Below are 21,772 nucleotides of genomic sequence, written 5' to 3'. Positions count from 1 at the left end.
AAGTAAATTTTCCGACACGACCTGCTGTCTTTTTACCATCAACTACTCAGCCACGAAACTCGCTACGACCGTTGTACTTGGCTTTACCGCCCAGTTGCTCTTCGATACGCAGCAATTGGTTGTACTTGGATACACGGTCGGAGCGGCACAGGGAGCCGGTCTTGATCTGGCCAGCCGAAGTGCCCACGGCCAGGTCGGCAATGGTCGAATCTTCGGTTTCGCCGGAGCGGTGGGAGATCACGGCAGTGTAACCAGCAGCCTTGGCCATCTGGATCGCTTCCAGGGTTTCGGTCAGGGTGCCGATCTGGTTGAACTTGATCAGGATCGAGTTGGCGATCTTTTTGTCGATGCCTTCTTTCAGGATCTTGGTATTGGTCACGAACAGGTCGTCGCCTACCAGTTGGATTTTCTCGCCGATCTTGTCGGTAAGGACTTTCCAGCCGGCCCAGTCGGACTCGTCCAGGCCATCTTCAACGGAGATGATCGGGTAGCGTTCGCACAAGCCTTTCAGGTAGTCGGCAAAACCTTCGGAGGTGAACACGTGGCCTTCACCGGACAGGTTGTACTTGCCGTCTTCGTAGAATTCGCTTGCCGCGCAGTCCAGGGCCAAGGTCACGTCAGTGCCCAGCTTGTAGCCAGCGTTGGCCACGGCTTCGGAGATCACTTTCAGTGCATCTTCGTTGGACGCCAGGTTCGGTGCGAAACCGCCTTCGTCGCCCACCGCAGTGCTCAGGCCACGGGCCTTCAGCACAGCTTTGAGGTGATGGAAAATTTCGGTGCCCATGCGCAGGCCTTCGGAGAAGGTCTTGGCGCCAACCGGCTGCACCATGAATTCCTGGATGTCGACGTTGTTATCGGCGTGCTCGCCACCGTTGATGATGTTCATCATCGGAACCGGCATCGAGTACACACCCGGGGTACCGTTCAGGTTAGCGATGTGCGCGTACAGCGGCAGGTCCTGGTCCTGAGCAGCAGCCTTGGCAGCCGCCAGGGACACAGCGAGGATGGCGTTGGCGCCCAGGCTGCCTTTGTTTTCGGTACCGTCGAGCTTGATCATCGCGTGATCGAGGGCTTTCTGGTCCAGAGGGTCCTTGCCCAGCAGCAGGTCACGGATCGGCCCGTTGATGTTGGCTACAGCCTTGAGCACGCCCTTGCCCAGGTAACGGCTCTTGTCGCCATCACGCAGTTCCAGTGCTTCACGGGAACCGGTGGAAGCACCGGACGGCGCGCAAGCGCTGCCGATGATGCCGTTATCGAGAAGCACGTCGGCTTCGACGGTGGGGTTGCCACGGGAGTCGAGAACTTCACGACCTTTGATGTCGACGATTTTTGCCATTGTTGTAAACACTCCAAAGTTGACGAAAACGACGCAGCTGTAGGAAATTTTTTGACCGACCGCAAGGGTGGAACAACAGGGCAGACTTGCAGACGACAAGGCTCAGGCCCGGGGGCCTGAGCATTAAGCGTGGGATACTTTACCGGAGAAATCGCTGTTACGCGGTCTCTACCGTCGGAAAACTCTTGACCAGTTCGTCCAGTTGCTTGAGCTGAGCCAGGAAGGGCTCCAGCTTGTCCAGGCGCAGGGCGCACGGACCGTCGCATTTGGCGTTGTCCGGATCGGGATGAGCTTCCAGGAACAGACCCGCCAGAGACTGGCTCATGCCGGCCTTGGCCAGGTCCAATACCTGGGCACGACGGCCACCAGCGGAATCTGCGCGACCACCGGGCATTTGCAGCGCGTGGGTCACGTCAAAGAACACCGGGTACTCGAACTGTTTCATGATGCCGAAACCGAGCATGTCCACCACGAGGTTGTTGTAGCCGAAGCTCGAACCACGCTCGCAGAGGATCAACTGGTCGTTACCTGCTTCCACGCACTTGCTCAGGATGTGTTTCATTTCCTGGGGTGCGAGGAACTGGGCTTTCTTGATGTTGATCACCGCACCGGTCTTGGCCATCGCGACAACCAGATCGGTCTGGCGCGACAGGAAGGCCGGCAACTGGATGATGTCGCACACCTCGGCGACCACGGCAGCCTGTTCAGGCTCGTGGACGTCGGTGATGATCGGCACGCCGAAGGCTTGCTTGATGTCCTGGAAGATCCGCATGCCTTCTTCAAGACCCGGGCCGCGATAGGAGGCCACGGACGAACGGTTAGCCTTGTCGAAGCTGGCCTTGAACACGTAAGGGATACCGAGTTTCTCGGTCACCTTGACGTACTCTTCACAGACCTGCATCGCCATGTCGCGGCTTTCCAGCACGTTCATGCCGCCAAACAGCACCATGGGCTTGTCGTTGGCAATCTCGATATCGCCTACGCGAATGATCTTCTGGGCCATCAGGTTTACGCCTTCTTCTGATGTTGCGTCAGTGCAGCTTTGACGAAGCCGCTGAACAACGGGTGACCGTCACGCGGGGTCGAGGTGAACTCAGGGTGGAACTGGCAAGCGACAAACCACGGATGATCCGGGGCTTCAACCACTTCAACCAATGCACCATCACCGGAACGACCGGAGATTTTCAGGCCGGCTTCCATGATTTTCGGCAGCAGGTTGTTGTTCACTTCATAGCGATGACGGTGACGCTCGACGATCACGTCCTTGCCGTAGCAGTCATGAACCAGAGAACCCGGCGTCAGCAGGCAATCCTGCGCGCCAAGGCGCATAGTGCCGCCCAGGTCGGAGGTTTCGGTACGGGTCTCGACCGCGCCGGTGGCATCTTCCCACTCGGTGATCAGGCCCACGACCGGGTGACCGCTGGTGTGGTCGAATTCAGTGGAGTTGGCGTCTTTCCAGCCCATCACGTTACGGGCGAACTCGATGACCGCCACTTGCATGCCCAGGCAGATGCCCAGGTACGGCACCTTGTTTTCCCGAGCGTACTGAACAGCAGTGATCTTGCCTTCCACGCCACGCAGACCGAAGCCGCCTGGCACCAGGATCGCGTCCACACCTTCGAGCAACGCGGTACCCTGATTCTCGATGTCTTCGGAGTCGATGTAGCGCAGGTTGACCTTGGTGCGGTTGCTGATGCCGGCGTGACTCATCGCTTCGATCAGTGACTTGTAGGCGTCCAGCAGTTCCATGTACTTGCCGACCATGGCGATGGTGACTTCATGCTCAGGGTTGAGCTTGGCGTCGACCACGGCTTCCCACTCGGACAGATCGGCACCGCCGCACTGCAGGCCGAAACGCTCGACGACAAAATCATCCAGGCCCTGGGAATGCAGGATGCCCGGGATCTTGTAGATGGTGTCGGCGTCTTCCAGGGCGATCACCGCACGTTCTTCAACGTTGGTGAACTGGGCGATCTTGCGACGCGAGGAGATATCGATCGGGTGATCCGAACGGCACACCAGTACATCCGGCTGCAGACCGATGGAACGCAGTTCCTTGACCGAGTGCTGGGTAGGCTTGGTTTTGGTTTCGCCCGCAGTGGCGATGTACGGCACCAGGGTCAGGTGCATCAGCATCGCGCGCTTGGCGCCGACTTCGAAGCGCAACTGACGGATGGCTTCAAGGAACGGTTGGGATTCGATGTCACCCACGGTGCCACCGATCTCGACCATGGCCACGTCGGCATCGCCGGCGCCCTTGATGATCCGACGCTTGATTTCGTCGGTGATATGCGGGATCACCTGGATGGTTGCACCCAGGTAGTCACCACGGCGCTCCTTGCGCAGCACATGCTCGTAGACACGGCCGGTGGTGAAGTTGTTGTTCTGGGTCATGGTCGTGCGGATAAACCGCTCGTAATGGCCCAGGTCCAGGTCGGTTTCTGCGCCGTCGTGGGTGACGAACACTTCACCGTGCTGGAACGGGCTCATGGTGCCCGGGTCAACGTTGATGTATGGGTCCAGCTTGAGCATGGTGACCTTAAGTCCCCGCGCCTCCAGGATGGCCGCCAATGAAGCGGAGGCAATGCCTTTCCCCAATGAAGAAACAACACCGCCCGTGACGAATATGTAGCGCGTCATGAAAAACCCTAGAAGTCTGCGTTAAAGCGGTCCGAGCCGCCGGGGAAAGCGAAGGAAGGCCGAAGCCCCCGATCACCTGCATTAATCACAGTGCACCTTTCAAAAAAACCGCCGCGTTGTGACAGACCAGCAATGGAACACCGGTACGTTGATCGCTACACATTTTTTGGAATCGCCCAGCAAAGACTGCTTGGTAATCGGCAACGACTGCGATTCAGGCGAATCCACAGAAGTTGTATCAAGAAGGGAGCGTAGTCTACCGGAAAGGCGCTATCAGCTCAAACCTTGATCGCAGGTTGGTGGCATCCAATGCAATTGCCAGTCACCACGGGCGTCTGCCGCCAGCCCCGGCAGGTTGGGCACTGCCAGCAATTGCTGGCCCTGATACAGCAGCGGCAATCTGCCACGGACAAAGCCCGGCAACCCGCTTTCGTTAAGCAAACGCTTAAGGTCGCGCCGACCTCGGCCTGGCACTTCCATGATTTCGCCGCCCTGACGGTAGCGAACACTCAGTAAACCCACGGGCGGGTTGCCGCTGAAATGCAAATGGCCGTTGCCGGGTAACTGTAGTGGGTTTTCGGGTTGTGGCCAGCTCAAGGGAGCGTCGAAAAATTCCGACCAACTGGCAGGCAACCACCAAATATACCCGCCGCAACGGTGCAATTGGCCGTCGGCCAGGCACCACAGTGGCTGCGCATCGCTCTTGGCATCGCGCAATGTGTTCCAACCAACCCAGTGGTCGCTGTCGGGCAAACGCGTCAGCGGTGCCAGCCAGTGCCGCAAGGCGTTGCGTTGACGCGCTTCAGAGAGCGCACAGAGCGCTGCAAGGGACAGGGATGGCAGTGGCAGCCAGGGAAACGCCGAAGACTGGCTGGCGGCCTGCAGATCCATTTGTGCCAACTCATCTAGCAAGCCTTGGGCTTCACTCAGGTGCTCGGCGCTGCGGGCCAGGGAGCTGACGGCTTGGGGCCAGCGATCGGTCAGCAGGGGGAGCACATGATGGCGCAGGTAATTGCGGGAGAAGCGCGAGTCGGCGTTGGAAGGATCTTCGATCCAGACTAGCTGCTGCTCGCGAGCGTAGGTTTCCAGTTCGGCCCGCGAGATATCCAGCAGAGGCCGTAACAGACAACCATCGCCCAGTGGCCGCTGTTTGGGCATGGAGGCAAGTCCGCGCACCCCGGCCCCACGTAACAAGCGAAACAACATGGTTTCAGCCTGGTCGTCACGGTGTTGACCGGTGAGCAGCAACTCCCCTGCCCCGATGAGCCGGGTGAATGCCTGATACCGCGCTTCACGCGCCGCGCGCTCCGGGCTTGCACCAGGCGGCACCTGCACGCGGATCACTTGCAGGGGCACGCCCAAGGCGTCGCACAGGGCCTGGCAATGAGCCGGCCACGCGTCAGCCGCAGCTTGCAGCCCATGATGGACATGAATAGCGCTGAGTGGCGGGAGTTTGTCAGTTTTGGCCTGAGTAGCCAGAAGGTGCAGCAGGACGGTGGAGTCGAGGCCGCCGGAAAAGGCGATATGCCAGGCAGGGGCATTGTGCCACGGGGCGAGGGTTTGCAGAAGTTTGGCGGTTAAGGTGGGCTTCATAGCAAAGTACGCCATCAATCTGGAATGCGATAACTCAGCATACACAAAGCAAATGTGGGAGCGGCGGTGCGACGATTCGACTTGCTCGCGAACACGGTATATCAGTCAATATTTCAGTGACTGACACCACGCTTTCGCGAGCAAGTCGAATCGTCGCACCGCCGCTCCCACATTTAGTACTGCGTCGACTTAGAGACCGTAGCTCATCAGACGCTCATAACGACGAGCCAGCAGCGCATCGTTGTCGAACTTCTTGAGCATCGCCAGTTGTGAGCTGAGTTCTGCTCGAATGGTCGCAGCAGCGGCAGCCGGGTCACGATGGGCGCCGCCCAGTGGCTCGGCGATCACTTTGTCAACGATACCCAGGCCTTTCAGGCGATCAGCGGTGATACCCATCGCTTCGGCTGCATCCGGGGCCTTCTCGGCGGTTTTCCACAGGATCGAGGCGCAACCTTCCGGCGAAATCACCGCGTAGGTCGAATACTGCAGCATGTTCAGTTGGTCGCAAACGCCGATGGCCAATGCACCGCCGGAACCACCTTCACCGATCACGGTGGCAATGATCGGGGTTTTCAGGCGCGACATGACCCGCAGGTTCCAGGCAATCGCTTCGCTCTGGTTACGTTCCTCAGCATCGATACCCGGGTATGCACCGGGAGTGTCGATGAAGGTCAGGATCGGCATCTTGAAGCGCTCGGCCATTTCCATCAGGCGGCAGGCCTTGCGGTAGCCTTCCGGACGAGGCATGCCGAAGTTGCGGCGGACCTTCTCACGCACTTCGCGGCCTTTCTGGTGACCGATGATCATCACTGGCTGGTCATCCAGACGAGCAATACCACCAACGATGGCAGCGTCATCGGAGAAGTGACGGTCGCCGTGCAGCTCGTCGAACTCGGTGAAGATGTGCTGGATGTAGTCCAGGGTGTACGGACGGCGCGGATGGCGGGCCAGGCGCGCGATCTGCCAACTGGTCAGCTTGCCGAAGATGTCCTCGGTCAGCGTCTTGCTCTTGTCTTGCAGGCGGGAGATTTCATCGCCGATGTTCAGCGAATTGTCATTGCCGACCAGGCGCAGCTCTTCGATCTTGGCTTGCAGGTCAGCAATCGGCTGTTCGAAATCAAGAAAATTCGGGTTCATAAGCGTCCGTCTTGGGTCGACGGCCAAGGGGTGCCTGGCCAGCCGGTTGTCTATTCGCGCCCACCTTAAGGGAGAGGCGCGTCAAGGTCGAGATTAAATGTTTAGTCGAGATCAGGGCATTGTCCATGCACCTGACCGTCAACGGTATTGGAGGAAGACGTTGTCACGCCCGAACTGGTCACGCAATGCTTGAATCAAGCCATCCGCCGGGTCAATGCGCCAGGTCTCGCCGAACTGCAGCATGGCCTTGGCATCGTTGCCGGTGTACTCCATGGTCACCGGGCACGCACCACGATGGCGCTTGAGCAGATCCCCCAACCAGCGTAGCTGATCGCCTTTCAGCGCTTCAGTGCGCACTTTCAGGCGCAGGCTTTCCGCCAGGTTGGTGCGCGCATCTTCCATGCTCATCACCCGCTTGATCCGCAAACGCAAGCCACCGGAGAAGTCATCGTTGCTGACCTCCCCTTCCACCACCACCATGGCATCGGTCTGCAACAGCGACTGGGCGGAATGGAACGCGTCAGCAAACAGCGAGGCTTCAATGCGGCCGGAGCGATCGTCGAGGGTGATAAAGCCCATCTTATCGCCCTTTTTGTTCTTCATGACCCGCAGGGCGATGATCATGCCCGCGACGGTCTGGGTATCCCGCGCCGGCTTCAGGTCGATGATGCGTTGACGGGCAAAACGACGGATTTCCCCTTCGTACTCGTCAATCGGGTGACCGGTGAGGTACAGGCCCAGGGTATCTTTCTCGCCTTTGAGGCGCTCCTTGAGGGTCAGCTCCTTGGCCTTGCGGTGATTGGCGTAGACATCCGCGTCCTCTTCGACGAACAAACCACCAAACAGGTCGGCGTGGCCGCTGTCATGGGTGCGAGCGGTTTGCTCCGCCGCCTTGATCGCTTCTTCCATGGCCGTCAGCAACACCGCACGGTTACGGTCGATATTGGCCTGGTAAGCCTTCGGCTCATCATGGAAATACGGCCCCAGACGATCCAGGGCGCCACTGCGGATCAAGCCATCGAGGGTGCGTTTGTTGATGCGTTTGAGGTCAACCCGGGCGCAGAAGTCAAACAGGTCCTGGAACGGTCCGTCCTGACGCGCTTCGGTAATCGCCTCCACCGGGCCTTCGCCCACGCCCTTGATCGCGCCGAGGCCATAAATGATGCGACCTTCGTCGTTCACCGTGAACTTGAACTCCGAAGTGTTCACGTCCGGCGCGTCGAGGCGCAGTTTCATGGTCCGCACTTCTTCGATCAAGGTCACGACCTTGTCGGTGTTGTGCATATCCGCCGACAGTACCGCGGCCATGAATGGCGCCGGGTAGTGGGCTTTCAACCAAGCGGTCTGGTATGACACCAAGCCGTAGGCGGCGGAGTGGGATTTGTTGAACCCGTAACCGGCGAACTTCTCCACCAGGTCGAAGATGTTACCCGCCAGGTCGGCGTCGATATTGTTCGTGGCGCAACCTTCGATGAAACCGCCACGCTGCTTGGCCATTTCCTCGGGTTTTTTCTTACCCATGGCCCGACGCAGCATGTCCGCGCCACCCAGGGTGTAACCGGCCATGACCTGGGCAATCTGCATCACCTGTTCCTGATACAGAATGATGCCGTAGGTCGGCGCCAGTACCGGCTTGAGGCCTTCGTACTGGTAATCGGAGTGCGGGTAAGCCAGTTCGGCGCGACCGTGCTTACGGTTGATGAAGTCATCCACCATGCCCGATTGCAGCGGGCCCGGACGGAACAGGGCCACCAGTGCGATCAAGTCTTCCAGGCAGTCAGGCTTGAGCTTTTTGATCAGCTCTTTCATACCGCGCGACTCAAGCTGGAATACGGCCGTGGTTTCGGCTTTTTGCAGCAACTGGTACGTCGGTTTGTCGTCCAGCGGGATAAAGGCGATGTCCAGCGGCGCCTCATCAACCTTGGCACGCTCGCGGTTGATGGTCTTCAGCGCCCAGTCGATGATCGTCAGGGTTCGCAGGCCGAGGAAGTCGAACTTCACCAGACCGGCCGCCTCCACGTCGTCCTTGTCGAACTGGGTTACCAGACCGCCACCTTCCTCGTCGCAGTAGATCGGCGAAAAGTCGGTCAGCTTGGTCGGTGCGATCACCACGCCACCGGCGTGCTTACCAACGTTACGCACCACACCTTCAAGCTTGCGGGCCATGTCCCAGATTTCGGCCGCTTCTTCATCAACCTTGATGAAGTCCCGCAGGATCTCTTCCTGCTCGTAGGCTTTTTCCAGGGTCATGCCAACTTCGAAGGGAATCATCTTCGACAAACGGTCAGCCAGGCCGTAGGACTTGCCCTGAACCCGGGCCACGTCGCGGATTACCGCTTTCGCCGCCATGGAACCAAAGGTGATGATCTGGCTTACGGCGTTGCGGCCGTACTTCTCAGCCACATACTCAATGACTCGGTCGCGACCGTCCATGCAGAAGTCGACGTCGAAGTCGGGCATCGATACCCGTTCCGGGTTCAGGAACCGTTCGAACAGCAGGTCATATTCCAACGGGTCGAGGTCAGTGATCTTCTGCACATAGGCCACCAGCGACCCGGCGCCCGACCCCCGCCCAGGTCCCACCGGTACACCGTTACTTTTGGCCCACTGGATAAAGTCCATTACGATCAGGAAGTAACCGGGGAATCCCATCTGGATAATGATATCCAGCTCGAAATTCAGCCGATCGACATAGACCTGGCGCTTAGCCTCGTAATCTTCAGTGGTGTCCTTGGGCAGCAGAACGCTCAGACGCTCTTCCAGACCATCGAAAGAAACTTTGCGGAAATACTCATCGATGGTCATGCCATCGGGAATCGGGAAGTTGGGCAGGAAGTGCTTGCCCAGCTTCACTTCAATGTTGCAGCGCTTGGCGATTTCGACGGTGTTTTCCAACGCCTCGGGCAAGTCACTGAACAGCTCGGCCATTTCCTCGGCGGTCTTGAGGTATTGCTCTTCGCTGTAGTTCTTCGAGCGGCGCGGATCATCAAGGGCCCGGCCTTCACCAATGCACACACGGGTTTCGTGGGCCTCGAAGTCCTCACGCTTGATAAAGCGCACGTCGTTGGTCGCAACCAACGGAGCGCCCAGCTTCTCAGCCAAGGCCACTGCTGCGTGCAACTGCTCTTCGTCATTGGGACGATTGGTGCGCTGGATTTCCAGGTAGAAGCGGTCGGGGAAGACGTCCATCCACTCACGGGCTAGAACTTCAGCCTCGTGAGGATTGCCGCCCAACAGCGCAATGCCGATTTCACCTTCCTTGGCTGCCGAGAGCATGATCAGCCCTTCGCTGGCTTCGGCCACCCATTCGCGCTCGATGATGATCGAGCCATTGCGCTGGCCATCAATAAAGCCACGGGAAATCAGCTCGGTGAGGTTGCGATAACCGACCGCGTTCATCGCCAGTAGGCTGATGCGACTCAGAGGGTTATCCGGGTCTTTGTTCGACAGCCACAGGTCGGCACCGCAGATCGGCTTGATACCGGCACCCATCGCAGCCTTGTAGAACTTGACCAGGGAACACATGTTGTTCTGATCGGTAACCGCCACGGCCGGCATATTCATGCCCACCAGGGTTTTGACCAGCGGTTTGATCCGTACCAGGCCGTCGACCAAGGAGTATTCAGTGTGCAGGCGCAGATGAACGAATGAAGCCGGCATAGTGATCCTGTTCAATACGTGGAGACAACAAGGCCCGGATTGTACCGGGCCTTGGCAAAAACATCAGCCTCGCGACTAAACCTCGCTGAGACTCTCCCGCACCTCGTAAGCCAGACGTACCGGGGCAAACGAGCGGCGATGAATCGGGGTCGGGCCCAGTCGAGCCAAGGCTTCCAGATGAACGGGCGTTGGATAGCCCTTATGCCCGCCGATGCCGTAACCGGGGTAGATCAATTCAAAAGCGGCCATTTCACGGTCGCGGCTGACCTTGGCCAGAATCGACGCAGCAGCGATCGCCGGGACCTTGCTATCGCCCTTGACCACGGCTTCAGACGGCATTGCCAATTTCGGGCAACGGTTGCCGTCGATCATCGCCATTTTGGGGGTGATGTGCAGGCCCTCTACGGCGCGCTGCATAGCCAGCATGGTGGCATGAAGAATGTTCAACTCGTCGATTTCTTCGACTTCGGCTCGGGCGATGTGCCAGCTCAGAGCCTTCTCGCAGATCTCGTCAAAGAGCTTTTCACGGCGGGCTTCGGTGAGTTTCTTCGAATCGTTGAGGCCGAGAATCGGGCGGCTCGGGTCGAGAATCACCGCTGCCGTGACGACAGCCCCACAAAGCGGACCGCGACCGACTTCGTCAACACCGGCAACCAGTTCATGAGCTTCGGCGACCAGGCTGAAATCCAGGCCCATTTGCGTCTTCATAGGGCTTCCTGTTTTTGGCCAATCAAGCTCAGGACCGCATCGGCGGCCTGGTTCGACGCATCGCGGCGTAAGGTCCGGTGAATTTCGTCAAAACCACGAGTTTGTTCTTCTCCGCCTTCAATCAAGGGGAGCAACGTCTGCGCCAGGGCATCCGGCGTTGCATCACCCTGCAGCAACTCAGGCACCAATAGACGCTGGGCCAACAAATTGGGCAAGGAGATGTAAGGGCTTTTGACCATACGCTTGAGAATCCAATAGGTCAGTGGCGCCAGGCGATAGGCTACGACCATCGGGCGCTTGTAGAGCAAGGCCTCAAGGGTCGCCGTACCGGAAGCAATCAGCACCGCATCGCAAGCCGCCAAAGCCAGGTGTGAACCACCGTCGAGCAGGGTCAACGGCAGATTACGCCCCACCAGTAACGCCTCGATTTGTGCACGACGCTGAGGGCTGGCACATGGCAGCACGAAGCGCACACCAGGCTTCAAAACCTGCAGACGCTCGGCGGCATCGAAGAACAACGCGCCGAGACGACCGACTTCGCCACCACGACTGCCTGGCATCAGCGCCACCAGAGGACCGTCAGGCAACCCCAGCTCGGCGCGAGCGGCGGCACGATCAGCTTGCAGCGCAATGGTGTCAGCCAAGGTATGGCCGACAAACCGCACCGGCACGCCCTTCTCTTCGTAGAACTTGGCCTCGAATGGCAGCAGGGTCAACATCAGGTCGCAGCCTTCGCGGATCTTCAGCACACGCTTCTGCCGCCACGCCCAGACGGACGGGCTGACGTAATGCACAGTCTTGATCCCGGCCTGACGCAGCTTTAGTTCGATATTAAGCGTGAAGTCCGGAGCGTCGATTCCGATAAAGACGTCGGGCTTTTCTTCGATCAGGGTCTGGATCAACTTTTTGCGGCGAGCCAGCAGCTCGCGCAAGCGCCCCAGCACCTCCACCAACCCCATGACCGATAGGCGTTCCATGGGGAAGTAGGAAGTCAGGCCTTCGGCCTGCATCAGAGGGCCTCCCACTCCGATAAACTCGACAGCCGGATGCTGAACCTTGAGTGCTCGCATCAGACCCGCACCCAGGATATCGCCGGAAGCTTCTCCAGCCACCAACGCAATACGCAACTTGGCCATGGTTAGCGAGTGATGCCGCGAGTCGAAGACTGGATGGAGTCACGAAACACCGCGACCTCCGGGTACAACAACGCCGGCTCTGTCAACTCGGCCAAGGCCTGCTCGACTGTCAGCCCCTGGCGATAAACCACTTTATAGGCGCGGCGCAGGGCGTGAATCGCGTCCTCACTGAAGCCACGACGGCGCATGCCCTCAAAGTTCATGCTGCGAGCTTCCGCAGGGTTGCCGAATACCGTGACGAATGCCGGAACGTCCTTGCCAATCGCGGTGCCCATGCCGGAAAAGCTGTGGGCACCAATATGGCAGTACTGGTGAACCAGAGTGAAGCCGGACAGAATCGCCCAGTCATCAACATGCACATGGCCGGCCAACGCGGTGTTGTTGACCAGAATGCAATGGTTGCCGATCACGCTGTCATGCCCGATATGGGCGTAGGCCATCACCAGGTTGTGGTCACCTAGCGTGGTTTCGGCGCGATCCTGGACCGTACCGCGATGAATAGTCACGCCTTCACGGATGATGTTGTGATCACCGATTACCAAGCGTGTCTCTTCGCCTTTGTACTTCATGTCAGGAGTGTCTTCGCCCACCGAGGAAAACTGGTAGATGCGATTGTGTTTGCCAATCCGCGTCGGGCCTTTGAGGATCACGTGCGGCCCGATGACTGTTCCCTCGCCGATTTCCACACCAGCACCAATGATCGACCATGGGCCAACCTCGACGTCGGCGGCCAGAATGGCCGTCGGATCGATGATTGCGCGAGGGTCAATCAAACTCATAGTTTGCGTTCCGCGCAGATGATTTCAGCGGAGCACACAGGTTTGCCATCGACCGAAGCCTGGCATTCGAATTTCCAGATCTGGCGCTTACAGCTCACGAACCTGGCTTCCAGAATCAACTGGTCACCTGGGGTCACCGGGTTTCGGAAACGCAGCTTGTCGGAGCCCACGAAATAGTAAAGCGTTCCATCGGCAGGCTTCAGGTCGAGCATTTTGAAACCAAGGATACCGGCAGCCTGGGCCATTGCCTCAATGATCAACACGCCCGGCATGATTGGATGCGCAGGGAAGTGACCATTGAAGAACGGTTCGTTGATGCTGACATTCTTGTAGGCACGAATGCGCTTTTCCTCAACATTCAGTTCCACTACACGGTCCACCAGCAGGAACGGGTAACGGTGAGGCAGGTATTCGCGAATCTCGTTGATGTCCATCATTTCGGGGGGAAGCCTGTAATAAAGATTGGGAGCGCGCGGACTAAGGCACGCTCCTCTAGCAAATCAAGGAGGCAGTCTAGCGGCTGTGCACACTTGATATGGAAATGGTATCAGCCATCTGATGAAGCATTACCGCCAGGGGTCACGTCCCCAACACGCTTTTCCAGATGTTTCAGGCGTCGAGCGATATCGTCGAGTTGCCTCAGACGAGCCGCGCTCTTGCGCCATTCGGCCGCAGGTTGCATGGCCGTACCGGAAGAATAGGACCCAGGTTCGGTAATCGAATGGGTCACCATGGTCATCCCAGTGATGAATACGTTGTCGCAAATTTCGATATGACCCACTAGGCCAACACCACCCGCAAGCATGCAGTGCTTGCCGATCTTGGTACTGCCGGAGATCCCCACGCAGGCAGCCATGGCGGTGTGATCACCAATCTGCACGTTGTGGGCGATCTGAATCTGGTTGTCCAGCTTCACACCATTGCCGATGACGGTATCGGCCAAAGCACCGCGATCAACAGCCGTGTTGACGCCAATTTCCACATCATCGCCAATCAGTACGCCACCGACCTGGGCAATCTTGTGCCAGATGCCCTTCTCGGTGGCAAAGCCGAAGCCTTCACCACCAATCACGGCACCGGACTGAATCACCACACGTTCGCCAATACGCACATCGTGGTACAGGGTCACGCGAGGCGCGAGCCAGCCGCCTGCACCGATTTCGCTGCGAGCACCAATAAAGCAGTGAGCGCCTACCGTCACGCCAGCAGCAATACGCGCGCCACTCTCGATCACCACAAAAGCGCCAATGCTCGCGGCCGGATCAACCTGCGCGTCATCAGCGATCACCGCCGAGGGATGAATCCCGGCCGGCGCCTTGGGTTTTGGATCAAACAGGTGCGATACCCGCGCATAAGACAGGTACGGGTTAGCTACGATCAATGCATCCCCTGCAAACCCCTCAGCATCAGCGGCCTTCAGCAATATAGCTGCGGCCTGGCTGTCGCCTAGGAATTTACGGTATTGGGGATTTGCCAGAAAGCTCAACTGAGCTGGGCCAGCCTCCTGCAAGGTGGCTAGCCCAGTGATTTCTTTCTCTGGAGAACCACGCAAGGTAGCTCCCAGGAACTCGGCCAATTGGCCGAGTTTGATAGTCGCGGTCATGGCTTACTTCAGCTGATTCATGCGCTCGATCACCTGACGGGTGATGTCGTACTGAGGTTTGACGTCAATCACAGCGCCACGCTCGAAGACCAGGTCAAAGGCACCTTTCTTGATGACTTCTTCCACAGCGCTGTCGAGTTTCGGCTTGAGCTGCTTGAGCATTTCACGGTCGGCAACAGCCTTGGCTTCGTTCAGCTCCTTTGACTGGAACTGGTAGTCACGAGCCTTTTGCTTGAATTCAAGCTCCAGACGCTCGCGCTCGCCCTGCTGCATCTTGTCACCACCGGCAACCAGACGATCCTGGATACCCTTGGCACTGCTTTCCAAAGTCTTGAGTTTGGTCAATTGCGGACCGAATTTCTTCTCGGCATCCACGGCGTACTTCTTGGCCGCATCGGATTCCAGCAGGGCCATCTGATAGTTCAGGACGGCGATTTTCATTTCGGCAAAGGCCGGGGTCGCTACCAGGACAGTCGCCAGGAGAACCAATTGAGTCAACTTACGCACGATGCACTCCTACAGAATCCGTTGTCGTTATCTTGGGTCAGACTCTTAGAAAGTCTGGCCGAGGGAGAATTGGAAGATCTGGGTTTCAGCGTTATCCGGTTTCTTCACCGGCATGGCCAGAGCAAAGCTCAATGGACCCAAGGCGGTAACCCAGGTCACACCTACACCAACAGAGCTGGCCAGGTTGCTGAAACTGACGTCGTTGCACTGGGTGTTGGACTTTGAACCAGGCGCTGGGTTACTGACCTGCTCGCACTTGGAGTCGAACACATTACCCACATCCCAGAAAAGCGAAGTCCGCAGGGAACGCTGATCCTTGATGAACGGCAATGGGAACAGAATTTCCGCACCACCTTGAATCAGCACGTTACCACCGAATGGGAGCGGCTTGTCATCAGTATCCAGCTGCGTCCCAACGTTACCGGTAACTGCCTGGCCACGACTAGGCGTACCACGTGGACCCAGTGTGCTGTCCTTGAAACCACGTACCGAGTTGAAACCACCCGCGTAGTAGTTCTCGTAGAACGGTAGACCACTGGTCGAACCATAACCATCGCCGTAGCCCAATTCTGTATGGAATCGCATGGTGTAGTTTTCAGTCAGAGGCGCGAACACCTGGCCACGGTAATCGAGCTTGAAGAACGACAGGTCACTACCTGGGGTAGTGGCTTCCAGAGTCAAACTCTGGGAGTGACCACGTGTTGCCATGACCCCTTTGTTCAAGGTCGATTCCGACCAACCGGCCGAGGCCTTGAAGTTCAGGAATTGATCACCTTCTTTACGTACAAAGTCGAAGATCTCATCCACGGTGTAGACACCGGTCTTGATCTTGTCCTGTTGCGCGGTCAGACCGAAGGTCAGACGCGAGGTTTCACTGATTGGGTAACCGATGTTGACGCCTGCACCCAGGCTGTCGATTGCATAGCTTGCTACGTCGACATCGAGGTCTTTGTAGTCGGTGGTGCGATAGAAGGCGTTGTAGCCCAGGCTCACGCCGTCAGCTGTCCAGTAGGGGTCGACATAACCGAAGTTATAGCGGCTCTGGTATTCGCTTCGGGTCAAGCCAATGCTGACCTTGTTACCGGTACCCAGGAAGTTGTTCTGGGTGATCGAGCCACCAAGGATCAGACCAGCGCTCTGGGCGAAGCCGACGCTGGCGGTGATCGAACCGGAAGCCTGTTCTTCCACGGCATAGTTCACGTCAACCTGGTCATCCACACCCGGTACTGCCGGGGTTTCGACGTTGACTTCCTTGAAGAAGCCCAGGCGCTCAAGACGGGTCTTGGACTGGTCGATCAGGTAAGTCGAGGCCCAACCGCCTTCCATCTGACGCATCTCACGACGCAGCACTTCGTCCGCAGACTTGGTGTTGCCACGGAAGTTGATGCGGTTTACGTAGGCGCGCTTGCCTGGGTCGACGACAAAGGTGATGTCCACGGTGTGGTCATCATCGTGCGGGGTAGGCACGCCGTTGACGTTGGCGAAGGTGTAACCCTCGTTACCCAGGCGGCGGGTGATCAGTTCGGACGTGGTGGTCATCAGTTTGCGCGAGAACACCTGGTCTTTCTGCACCAGCAGCAGGGACTTGACCTGGTCTTCAGGCACTTTCAAGTCGCCGCTGAGCTTGACGTCACGAACGCGGTACTTCTCGCCTTCGTTGACGTTGACGGTGATATAGACGTGCTTCTTGTCCGGGGTGATAGACACCTGGGTCGAAGCGATATCCATGTTGATATAGCCACGGTCCAGATAGTAGGAGCGCAGACGCTCCAGGTCACCGGAGAGTTTTTCACGGGCGTACTTGTCGTCGTTCTTGAAGAACGACAGCCAGTTGGTGGTCTTGAGTTCGAACAGGTCGATCAGGTCTTCGTCAGCAAACTTGGTGTTACCCACCACGTTGATGTGCTGGATGGCCGCCACGGTCCCTTCATTGATCTTGACCTTCAGGCCGACACGGTTACGCGGCTGCGGCACCACTTCGGTTTCCACGGAAGCGGAATAACGACCTTGGGCAACATACTGGCGTTGCAGTTCGTTACGCACGCCTTCGAGGGTGGCACGCTGGAAGATCTCGCCTTCGGCAAGGCCGGATTGCTTGAGGCCTTTCATCAAGTCTTCAGTGGAGATCGCCTTGTTGCCTTCGATCTCGATACTGGCGACAGAAGGTCGCTCGACCACGGTGATAACGAGGACGTTACCTTCGCGACCCAGTTGGATGTCTTGAAAGAAACCGGTTTTGAACAGCGCACGAGTGGATTCCACCAGGCGACGGTCATCAGCCTGTTCTCCGACGTTCAACGGCAAGGCACCAAAGACGCTACCCGCGGAAACCCGCTGGAGGCCGTTGACGCGAATATCGGAGATGGTGAAGGACTCGGCGTGAACTTCGGCGATCATCAATACGGTGAGAACCGCAGTTAGCAGCAGACGTTTCATGAAGTCCTTTCTTATTCCAACTGGCAATAAACAAACTGCCGCAAAATGCGGCAGATTCGCAATTCAGCGAAGCGTTACAGTCGTCCCAGATCGTTGACCAGAGCTAACAACATCACTCCGACCACCAAACTGATACCGATCTGTATCCCCCAACCCTGCACCCGATCCGACAAGGGGCGACCACGCACCCACTCGACCAGATAAAACAACAAATGCCCCCCATCCAATACTGGAATGGGCAACAAATTCAGAACCCCCAGGCTAATACTCAGATAAGCCAGGAAATTCAGGAAATCAGCCATGCCCGACTGGGCAGAAGCGCCCGCCACTTTAGCAATGGTTATCGGTCCACTCAAGTTTTTTACCGAGAGCTCGCCGAACAACATTTTCTTGAGGGAATCGAGGGTCAGCACACTCATGGTCCAAGTGCGTCGTGCACCCTCGCCAATTGCTGCCAAAGGCCCGAAGCTGACCTCTCGCACCATCGACGGTGGCCACTCGACACCTTTCACCCCGGCGCCCAGGTAACCCCCGGCGGCCTTGGCTTCTCCACGAACCGCCAGGGTCACAGGGATGTCGATTTGAGCACCGTCGCGCTCAATTTTCAGCACAATTTTGGTATCAGGACGTACACGGACCTGATCAACCACTTGCTGCCAGTCATCCAGCACCTGGCCATCAAGGGCCAACAGGCGATCGCCGGTTTTCAGACCCGCAGCCTGGGCCGGCCCCTTGGGATCCAGCTCTGCCAGCACTGGCGGCAGGGCTGGACGCCACGGACGAATCCCCAAGGACTTGATCGGATCGGGCTCATCAGCCCCCTTAAGCCAATGGTCCAGGGTCAACTCGCGCGGGGTCTCAGCGGTGGAATCCTGTTCACGCACCACCAGCTTCACGACACCGCTTTCACCCAGACGGCGCACCAACTGTAGGTTGACCGCCCCCCAGCCAATGGTCGGCTCGCCATCTATAGCAACAATTTCCTGGCCCGCGCTGAGGCCGGCCTTGGCTGCAATGCTACCCGCCTCGACCGCACCGATGACCGGACGTACCTGCTGGCTGCCCAGCATCGCAAGCACCCAAAAGAACACCATGGCCAGCAGGAAATTGGCGATGGGACCAGCGGCAACAATCGCGATACGCTGACGAACGGTCTTGCGATTAAAGGACTGGTCCAACTGATCGGCCGGCACTTCACCTTCGCGCTCGTCAAGCATCTTAACGTAGCCGCCCAAGGGAATGGCCGCGATCACAAACTCGGTGCCACGACGGTCGTGCCAGCGCAGCAACGGCATGCCGAAGCCGACGGAAAAGCGCAATACCTTGACGCCGCAACGACGCGCCACCCAGAAGTGGCCGAATTCGTGGAAGGTGACCAGCACACCCAGAGCAACCAGGGTGCCGACAATCATGTAGAGCGCACTCATCTAATTTCTCCGCATTCCAATCCAGTGCCTTGCAGGCCCAAACATATCCCAGGGCTAGCGCGCGTTGCGGTTCAACCATTGCTCGGTCAGGGCCCGGGCCTTTGTATCAGCCTCGAACACCGCACCCAATTCATTCACAGCAACCACCGGCTCGCGACTCAGGACGTCCTCGATGATACTCGCGATCTCCGGAAAACGGATGCGCCGCTCGAGAAACGCAGCTACCGCCACTTCATTGGCCGCATTCAGCATCGCCGGCGCACTGTTACCCGCCTCGGCCGCTTCACGCGCCAAACGCAAGCAGGGAAAGCGTTGCTCATCAGGCGCTTCGAAGTCCAGACGGGCAATAGCGAACAAATCCAAGGGCGCTACGCCAGAGTCAATGCGCTCCGGCCAAGCCAAGGCATTGGCAATCGGTGTACGCATGTCCGGGTTACCCAACTGGGCCAATACCGAACCATCCACATAGTCGACCAGGGAATGAATCACACTTTGCGGGTGGATCACCACCTCGACCTGTTCAGGTCGCGCATCGAACAGCCAGCACGCCTCGATCAGCTCCAGGCCTTTATTCATCATGCTTGCCGAATCCACCGAGATCTTGCGCCCCATGGACCAATTGGGATGGGCACACGCCTGATCTGGAGATACGTGCTCCAGCTCAGCCAATGGCGTCTGCCGGAACGGGCCACCGGAAGCGGTCAACAGGATCCGGCGCACACCCACCTGGCTCAGGCCGCGGGCAAAATCCCCGGGCATGCACTGGAAAATTGCGTTGTGTTCACTGTCCAGCGGCAACAACACCGTGCCACTCCTGCGTACAGCCTGCATAAAGAGTGCGCCAGACATGACCAGCGCCTCCTTGTTGGCCAACAGGATCTTCTTGCCCGCATCGACCGCAGCGAGGGTGGGACGCAAGCCGGCAGCACCGACAATCGCCGCCACAACCGTGTCGACCTCAGGGTCGGCCGAGACCTGACACAACCCCTCCTCCCCCACCAACACCCGAGTCGACAGGCCCGCAGCCCGCAGATCATCCTGCAAGCCCCGCGCAACTGCGGCCTCCGGCACCACGGCGTAGCGCGGCACATGACGCACACACAACGCCAGCAACTCACTCAAGCGACTGAAACCGGTCAAGGCAAATACTTGATAGCGTTCGGGATGACGCGCAATCACATCCAGGGTGCTCAACCCCACCGAGCCGGTCGCGCCCAGTACGGTCACTTGTTGCAGGCGGTTCACGAAGCGGCCATCCACAACAGTACGGCAAAGATTGGGATAGCAGCAGTGAGGCTGTCGATACGGTCCAACACGCCGCCGTGACCCGGCAGCAGGTTACTGCTGTCCTTGATCCCGGCCTCGCGCTTGAACATGCTTTCGGTCAGGTCACCGACTACCGAGATCAGCACAACCACCGCCGCGCCGATCAAGGCCAGCAACACGTGCTTGATGCCCCAACCCAGGACAACGCCAGTCACAGCAGTGATGATCAGTGTCAGTGCGAGACCACCAAACACGCCTTCCCAGCTCTTGCCCGGACTGACAGCCGGCGCCAGCTTGCGCTTGCCGAAGGCCCGACCGGAGAAGTAGGCACCAATATCAGCACCCCAGACCAAGATCATCACAGCCATGATCAACCAATTACCCGAAGGCGACTGCTTGATGTAGATCAGCCCTTGCCAGGCCGGCAGCAGTATCAACAGGCCGATCACCAATTTGCAGGCAACACTGGACCAATGACCGCTGGTCTGTGGATACGTCAGCACCAGAAACGTCGCCAACCCCCACCACAGAACCGCCGCACCCAGCACCCAAGGCGCCACGTCCGGCAGGATGTACATCAGGAACAGCAACAAGGCCACGACAGCGGCATACACCACACGCGGCAGTTGTTCGGCAAAACCTGCCAGGCGCGCCCATTCCCAGGCGCCCAAGGTAACGACCAGGCCGATGAACAGCGCAAAACCGGAACCTTCCAGCAGGAAAAACCCACACAAGGCGATCGGTAGCAGGATCAGTGCCGTGATGATTCGTTGTTTAAGCATTAAACCCGGGCTCCAGCTTCAATCTGCTCGCTCGTTTTTCCGAAGCGACGCTGACGGGAAGCGAAATCAGCCAGCGCGTTGCGCATGGCATCGTGTTTGAAGTCCGGCCAGAACAGGTCGGAGAAGTACAGCTCGGTATAGGCCAGCTGCCACAACAGGAAGTTGCTGATGCGGTGCTCGCCACCGGTACGGATGCACAAGTCAGGCAACGGCAGATCGCCGGTTACCAGGCAGGTTTGCAGCAGTTCGGGCGTGATGTCTTCCGGCCGCAGGTGACCGGCCTGTACTTCGCGAGCCAGACGCTGGGCAGCCTGGGCGATATCCCATTGGCCACCGTAATTGGCCGCGATCTGCAGCACAAAACGGTTACTGCCAGCGGTGATCGCCTCGGCTTCACGCATCGCCGCTTGTAGCTCCGGATGAAACCGCGAACGGTCACCGATGATGCGCAGGCTGATGTTGTTCTCGTTCAGGCGCTTGGCCTCACGACGCAATGCCTTGAAGAACAAGTCCATCAAAGCACTGACTTCTTCCGCCGGGCGCTGCCAGTTTTCACTGGAGAACGCGAACAGAGTCAGCACCTCAACCTTGGCCTCGGCGCACACCTCGATCACGGCACGTACCGCATCGACACCCGCTTTATGCCCGGCGACACCCGGCATAAAGCGTTTTTTCGCCCAGCGATTATTCCCATCCATGATGATCGCGACATGGCGCGGCACCACGGAGGGCACAGTCTGCTTGGTCTTTTCCATGAAAACG

At 58.3% G+C, this 21,772-nt stretch carries 17 protein-coding genes; all 17 read right to left on the bottom strand.

Annotation, left to right across the window (positions count from 1 at the left end; all coding sequences use genetic code 11):
* Positions 1-46: 46 nt before the first annotated feature.
* Positions 47-1,336, bottom strand: coding sequence for a phosphopyruvate hydratase (eno, locus tag HKK55_RS02485; RefSeq protein ID WP_169353211.1), 1,290 nt, complete (start codon positions 1,334-1,336; stop codon positions 47-49).
* 157 nt (positions 1,337-1,493) lie between these two features.
* Positions 1,494-2,339, bottom strand: a complete 846-nt coding sequence (kdsA, locus tag HKK55_RS02480) for a 3-deoxy-8-phosphooctulonate synthase (protein ID WP_169353210.1) — start codon at positions 2,337-2,339, stop codon at positions 1,494-1,496.
* 5 nt (positions 2,340-2,344) lie between these two features.
* A complete protein-coding gene (locus HKK55_RS02475; RefSeq protein WP_169353209.1) occupies positions 2,345-3,976 on the bottom strand; it encodes a CTP synthase in 1,632 nt (543 codons plus the stop codon).
* Between the two features lie 273 nt (positions 3,977-4,249).
* Positions 4,250-5,569 (bottom strand): tRNA lysidine(34) synthetase TilS, encoded by a 1,320-nt coding sequence (gene tilS / locus HKK55_RS02470; protein ID WP_169353208.1) that lies wholly within the window; start codon positions 5,567-5,569, stop codon positions 4,250-4,252.
* Positions 5,570-5,758: 189 nt separating this feature from the next.
* Positions 5,759-6,706, bottom strand: coding sequence for an acetyl-CoA carboxylase carboxyltransferase subunit alpha (locus tag HKK55_RS02465; protein WP_169353207.1), 948 nt, complete (start codon positions 6,704-6,706; stop codon positions 5,759-5,761).
* 138 nt (positions 6,707-6,844) lie between these two features.
* Positions 6,845-10,366 carry a DNA polymerase III subunit alpha gene (gene dnaE, locus HKK55_RS02460; protein WP_169353206.1) on the bottom strand — a complete coding sequence of 1,174 codons (3,522 nt, stop codon included), beginning with the start codon at positions 10,364-10,366 and terminating at the stop codon, positions 6,845-6,847.
* Between the two features lie 75 nt (positions 10,367-10,441).
* Entirely contained in the window at positions 10,442-11,074 is a 633-nt protein-coding gene (rnhB, locus tag HKK55_RS02455) for a ribonuclease HII (protein ID WP_169353205.1), read from the bottom strand.
* Positions 11,071-12,210, bottom strand: coding sequence for a lipid-A-disaccharide synthase (lpxB, locus tag HKK55_RS02450; protein WP_169353204.1), 1,140 nt, complete (start codon positions 12,208-12,210; stop codon positions 11,071-11,073). Before lpxB ends, rnhB begins: the two co-directional genes overlap by 4 nt.
* Before the next feature lie 2 nt (positions 12,211-12,212).
* Positions 12,213-12,989 carry an acyl-ACP--UDP-N-acetylglucosamine O-acyltransferase gene (gene lpxA / locus HKK55_RS02445; RefSeq protein WP_169353203.1) on the bottom strand — a complete coding sequence of 259 codons (777 nt, stop codon included), beginning with the start codon at positions 12,987-12,989 and terminating at the stop codon, positions 12,213-12,215.
* A complete protein-coding gene (gene fabZ / locus HKK55_RS02440; protein ID WP_169353202.1) occupies positions 12,986-13,426 on the bottom strand; it encodes a 3-hydroxyacyl-ACP dehydratase FabZ in 441 nt (146 codons plus the stop codon). The genes lpxA and fabZ overlap by 4 nt, the downstream gene beginning before the upstream one ends.
* A gap of 110 nt (positions 13,427-13,536) precedes the next feature.
* Entirely contained in the window at positions 13,537-14,592 is a 1,056-nt protein-coding gene (gene lpxD, locus HKK55_RS02435; RefSeq protein WP_169353201.1) for a UDP-3-O-(3-hydroxymyristoyl)glucosamine N-acyltransferase, read from the bottom strand.
* A gap of 3 nt (positions 14,593-14,595) precedes the next feature.
* Entirely contained in the window at positions 14,596-15,099 is a 504-nt protein-coding gene (locus HKK55_RS02430; protein WP_003219314.1) for an OmpH family outer membrane protein, read from the bottom strand.
* A gap of 45 nt (positions 15,100-15,144) precedes the next feature.
* Positions 15,145-17,535 (bottom strand): outer membrane protein assembly factor BamA, encoded by a 2,391-nt coding sequence (gene bamA, locus HKK55_RS02425; protein WP_169353200.1) that lies wholly within the window; start codon positions 17,533-17,535, stop codon positions 15,145-15,147.
* A gap of 74 nt (positions 17,536-17,609) precedes the next feature.
* On the bottom strand, positions 17,610-18,962 hold the full coding sequence (gene rseP / locus HKK55_RS02420; RefSeq protein WP_169353199.1) for a sigma E protease regulator RseP: 1,353 nt from the start codon (positions 18,960-18,962) through the stop codon (positions 17,610-17,612).
* A 54-nt stretch (positions 18,963-19,016) separates the two neighbouring features.
* Positions 19,017-20,207 carry a 1-deoxy-D-xylulose-5-phosphate reductoisomerase gene (gene ispC / locus HKK55_RS02415; protein WP_169353198.1) on the bottom strand — a complete coding sequence of 397 codons (1,191 nt, stop codon included), beginning with the start codon at positions 20,205-20,207 and terminating at the stop codon, positions 19,017-19,019.
* On the bottom strand, positions 20,204-21,010 hold the full coding sequence (locus tag HKK55_RS02410; RefSeq protein WP_169353197.1) for a phosphatidate cytidylyltransferase: 807 nt from the start codon (positions 21,008-21,010) through the stop codon (positions 20,204-20,206). Before HKK55_RS02410 ends, ispC begins: the two co-directional genes overlap by 4 nt.
* On the bottom strand, positions 21,010-21,765 hold the full coding sequence (gene uppS / locus HKK55_RS02405; protein WP_169353196.1) for a polyprenyl diphosphate synthase: 756 nt from the start codon (positions 21,763-21,765) through the stop codon (positions 21,010-21,012). The genes HKK55_RS02410 and uppS overlap by 1 nt, the downstream gene beginning before the upstream one ends.
* Positions 21,766-21,772 lie beyond the last annotated feature (7 nt).

This window comes from Pseudomonas sp. ADAK18 (assembly GCF_012935695.1).
GTDB lineage: Bacteria > Pseudomonadota > Gammaproteobacteria > Pseudomonadales > Pseudomonadaceae > Aquipseudomonas.
The sequence above is the reverse complement of the archived record's forward strand: the minus strand, read 5'-3'. Positions and strand labels throughout refer to the sequence as shown.